The sequence below is a fragment of the Boseongicola sp. genome, assembly GCF_057460485.1.
Genome location: NZ_JBVCWP010000411.1, coordinates 1 through 2,726, shown reverse-complemented (window position 1 = coordinate 2,726; position 2,726 = coordinate 1). Strand labels below are relative to the sequence as shown.

At 57.6% G+C, this 2,726-nt stretch carries 4 protein-coding genes and 1 pseudogene; 4 read left to right on the top strand and 1 reads right to left on the bottom strand.

Annotation, left to right across the window (positions count from 1 at the left end):
- Window positions 1–426 (bottom strand): annotated as a pseudogene (locus AC221Y_RS22935) (serine/threonine protein kinase); the annotation flags it as partial.
- Between the two features lie 192 nt (window positions 427–618).
- Between AC221Y_RS22935 and AC221Y_RS22930 the strand changes: the two are divergent.
- The 4 genes from AC221Y_RS22930 (at window position 619) to AC221Y_RS22915 (ending at window position 2,207) form a co-directional block, all read left to right on the top strand.
- Window positions 619–750: a hypothetical protein gene (locus AC221Y_RS22930; RefSeq protein WP_486708600.1), complete on the top strand. Its 132-nt coding sequence runs from the start codon at window positions 619–621 to the stop codon at window positions 748–750.
- Window positions 751–840: 90 nt separating this feature from the next.
- Window positions 841–1,305 carry an SET domain-containing protein gene (locus AC221Y_RS22925; RefSeq protein ID WP_486708599.1) on the top strand — a complete coding sequence of 155 codons (465 nt, stop codon included), beginning with the start codon at window positions 841–843 and terminating at the stop codon, window positions 1,303–1,305.
- A 209-nt stretch (window positions 1,306–1,514) separates the two neighbouring features.
- Entirely contained in the window at window positions 1,515–1,775 is a 261-nt protein-coding gene (locus AC221Y_RS22920; protein ID WP_486708598.1) for a hypothetical protein, read from the top strand.
- Window positions 1,776–1,922: 147 nt separating this feature from the next.
- Window positions 1,923–2,207, top strand: a complete 285-nt coding sequence (locus AC221Y_RS22915) for a hypothetical protein (protein ID WP_486708597.1) — start codon at window positions 1,923–1,925, stop codon at window positions 2,205–2,207.
- Window positions 2,208–2,726: the final 519 nt, after the last annotated feature.

Genomic DNA, 2,726 nt, shown 5'->3' with positions numbered 1-2,726 from the left:
CACCTTGTGTATGCACTCGATGCCGACGACGAGCGCATAGAGAAGGTGCGCCGCCTCGGTGGCGCGCAGCCGTCCCCCGGGCTGGCGCTTGAGGAATGCGGAGAGCAGCTCGCCCTCCACATATTCGGAGACGAGGACGGTGATCGACCGCCGCTTGAACGGCACGATCTCTTCGGTGTGGTAATGAATGACGATGGGGCAGGCGCGCAGCTTATGGAGCTTGCGGGCGTAGAGCCGCGCCGTCTTGTTGCCCGGGTTGCGGTGGGGGAAGAACAGCTTCGCCGCGCGCTCGATCTGCGTGTTCTTCTCCCGAATCATGTAGACCTCACCCTCCCAGCCGCCGCCGAGGCGCGACAGCACCTCGTATTTCCGGGCCAGGCTCTGGCCGGGTCTCAGGTCGAAGGTCTCGATGGGCGCCGGTTTCATCTTTGTGTAGGCCTCACCAGTTGGAAATTTGCATCATGCGGAGGCGTGGCGCGAAGAATTTTTTTGCGGCTTCGCCGCAATTTGGTGCGAAATATACACCGCGCCAGCCGCAAGCCCGTCCCGCATTTGCCGCCATCGCCTCGTAGGTGTTGCCTTGGCCGGTTTCCGGCGTACTTCTCGTAGGACACAGACATGAAAACTCTGGTGGTGTTGCTTGCCGCAATTGGGTTTGCGGTGACTTCGACCTCTGCCTTTGCCGAGGACTGCGAAGACGGCATGACTTGGGATGAGGTTGCCGAGGCCTGCGTTCCTTCCGAATCCTAGTCTTCAGTATCGGAAGTAGAGCCTCGGCGAGCGAACTGCTTGCCGGGGCTTTTTTCTCAATCTTTAGTGCATACGATCTAGGAGCGCACGATGCTGCTTATCAGCACCTATGTGGCACAGAGCCCAATAGAGGGGCTTGGTGTTTTCGCTAGCGACCATGTGCCGTACGGAAGCCTGATTTGGAGTCTGAATCCGAAGTTCGACATCTTCGTCAGCGAGGAAGAGATCGGCGGCCTGCCACCGCATATGCTGACCTTCATCGACCGCTACGGGTATCCGCATCCCGACAGGCCGGGTTGCCGCGTGCTCGAAGCTGACAATGGGCGGTTCATGAACCACAGCCTAATGCCCAACACGGATTTCCGCGTCTTTGAGAGGGGATACGCGCTGGTGGACATCGCCAGGGGCGATGAAATCACCTGCAACTATTGCGAATTGGATCTGAACTTTGCTGGTTTCCCGCCCGTCCTAGGTTGGGGCTCTGATAAGGGCGATGAACACGATCTCTGTCAGCGCTTCGGAACCACGAGTGGCCTGTCCGCCTTTGATCCTTAGCACCCGGCACGATAGCGCTTCAGCCGATGAACGGCTTGAGCTCCGCAGAAGCGAGGGCCCATTTCCGTCCCGCCGTTTCCCTCGAAGCCATGCGTTGGGGCGGGTCGACGTCTTGCGCTGTGCGATTCTTGTTGCAAGCCGTATTTTTTTGACCCCCTATTCGGGGTTGCGTGGCAGTAGGCCATGGCATCACCAGAAGGAAGACGAGAATGCTCAAGCTCACAAGTGCGTTGGTTTTCGGTTCTGCGTTGCTGCTTGGGTTGGCCTCGCCGACTTCCCCTTCTTACGCGCAGGACATCGCGCAGGCCGACGACATAATGGAAGCCGAGGGGATGACGGACGAGGCCCCAGCCGATGACGAGATGATGATGGAGGACGACTCGGCTGGAGATGAGATGGTAGATGAGTCTCCTGACGACGATGATGAGATGCTGGATTCTGAGATGGGAGATCCCAGCGAGGAGTACTAGTCGAGACTCAGAGGCGAAGGGGCGTCGGCTTTGGCAGACGCCCCAACTGTTTGGCAAGTAGTGTTGCCAACTGGGTTGATCTCCACTTTGGCATGGAGCGGATGTGCTCCTCGGGGCGCAAAAAGGAACGCGGAAGAGCGGTCAGCAATGTTATTGATGATGAAATTCACTATTCCGGTCGAACGCGGCAACATGGCCGCCAAAGATGGGCGCATGGAGAAGGCCATCGAAAGCCTCGTTATGGCGACAGATGCAGAGGCTGCTTACTTCACAATGATAGACGGTGAACGTGGCGGATACATTTTTTTTGAGGAGGCCGATCAGGCGCAATTGACCCAGCTGAACGAGTCGCTGATGGCCGCACTCGATGCGGCCATTGAAATTGTGCCTGTTCTGTCCTTAGACGACTTAAAGCACGGGCTGCCGAACTAGGGCCCCTATGAAACGCAAGCCAAACGTCACATGAGGCGAACATTGACGGCGCGCTGACCTTCGATGAGGTGCGGCGCATCGCCATGAATGTTGCTAAGCGGCCGAAGGCCTCTTGCCGCCATGCCCCCAGCCAAATAGAGCTGACTTTCGGTTCTGATCCTTAGCTGTGGTTGAAGAGCTTCCGGCAGAAGCCTTGCGCGATGCTAGCCAAATGTCTGCTAATGGCACTTAGCAGACATCGGTGAGTACGCTCGGCATGTGTGCTTTGAGGGGTAAAGCGGACATCCCTGATTTGCGGAAACTGGTGTCACCTGCATTCCTGCTACGTACGACGTTCTCCCTGCTCGTTAGGGCAGGGAGAAAGGCAATCAAGTCATTGAGATGCCGAGACGTTCGGCATGGACAATTCGGCACGTCCCTGCTCTTTGGCGAATTCTCCCTGTATTTCCTAAGTTTGCAGGCAGAGACGGGTTCGCGGCGGACTACCAGCACAGCCACCTAGTCGCGGGCTTTTCGGCT

Excerpts from the sequence above, each read along its gene's own strand:
- AC221Y_RS22915 (WP_486708597.1), top strand. The coding sequence starts at position 1,923 with ATGTTATTGATGATGAAATTCACTATTCCGGTCGAACGCGGCAACATG.
- AC221Y_RS22930 (WP_486708600.1), top strand. The coding sequence starts at position 619 with ATGAAAACTCTGGTGGTGTTGCTTGCCGCAATTGGGTTTGCGGTGACT.
- AC221Y_RS22925 (WP_486708599.1), top strand. The coding sequence starts at position 841 with ATGCTGCTTATCAGCACCTATGTGGCACAGAGCCCAATAGAGGGGCTT.
- AC221Y_RS22920 (WP_486708598.1), top strand. The coding sequence starts at position 1,515 with ATGCTCAAGCTCACAAGTGCGTTGGTTTTCGGTTCTGCGTTGCTGCTT.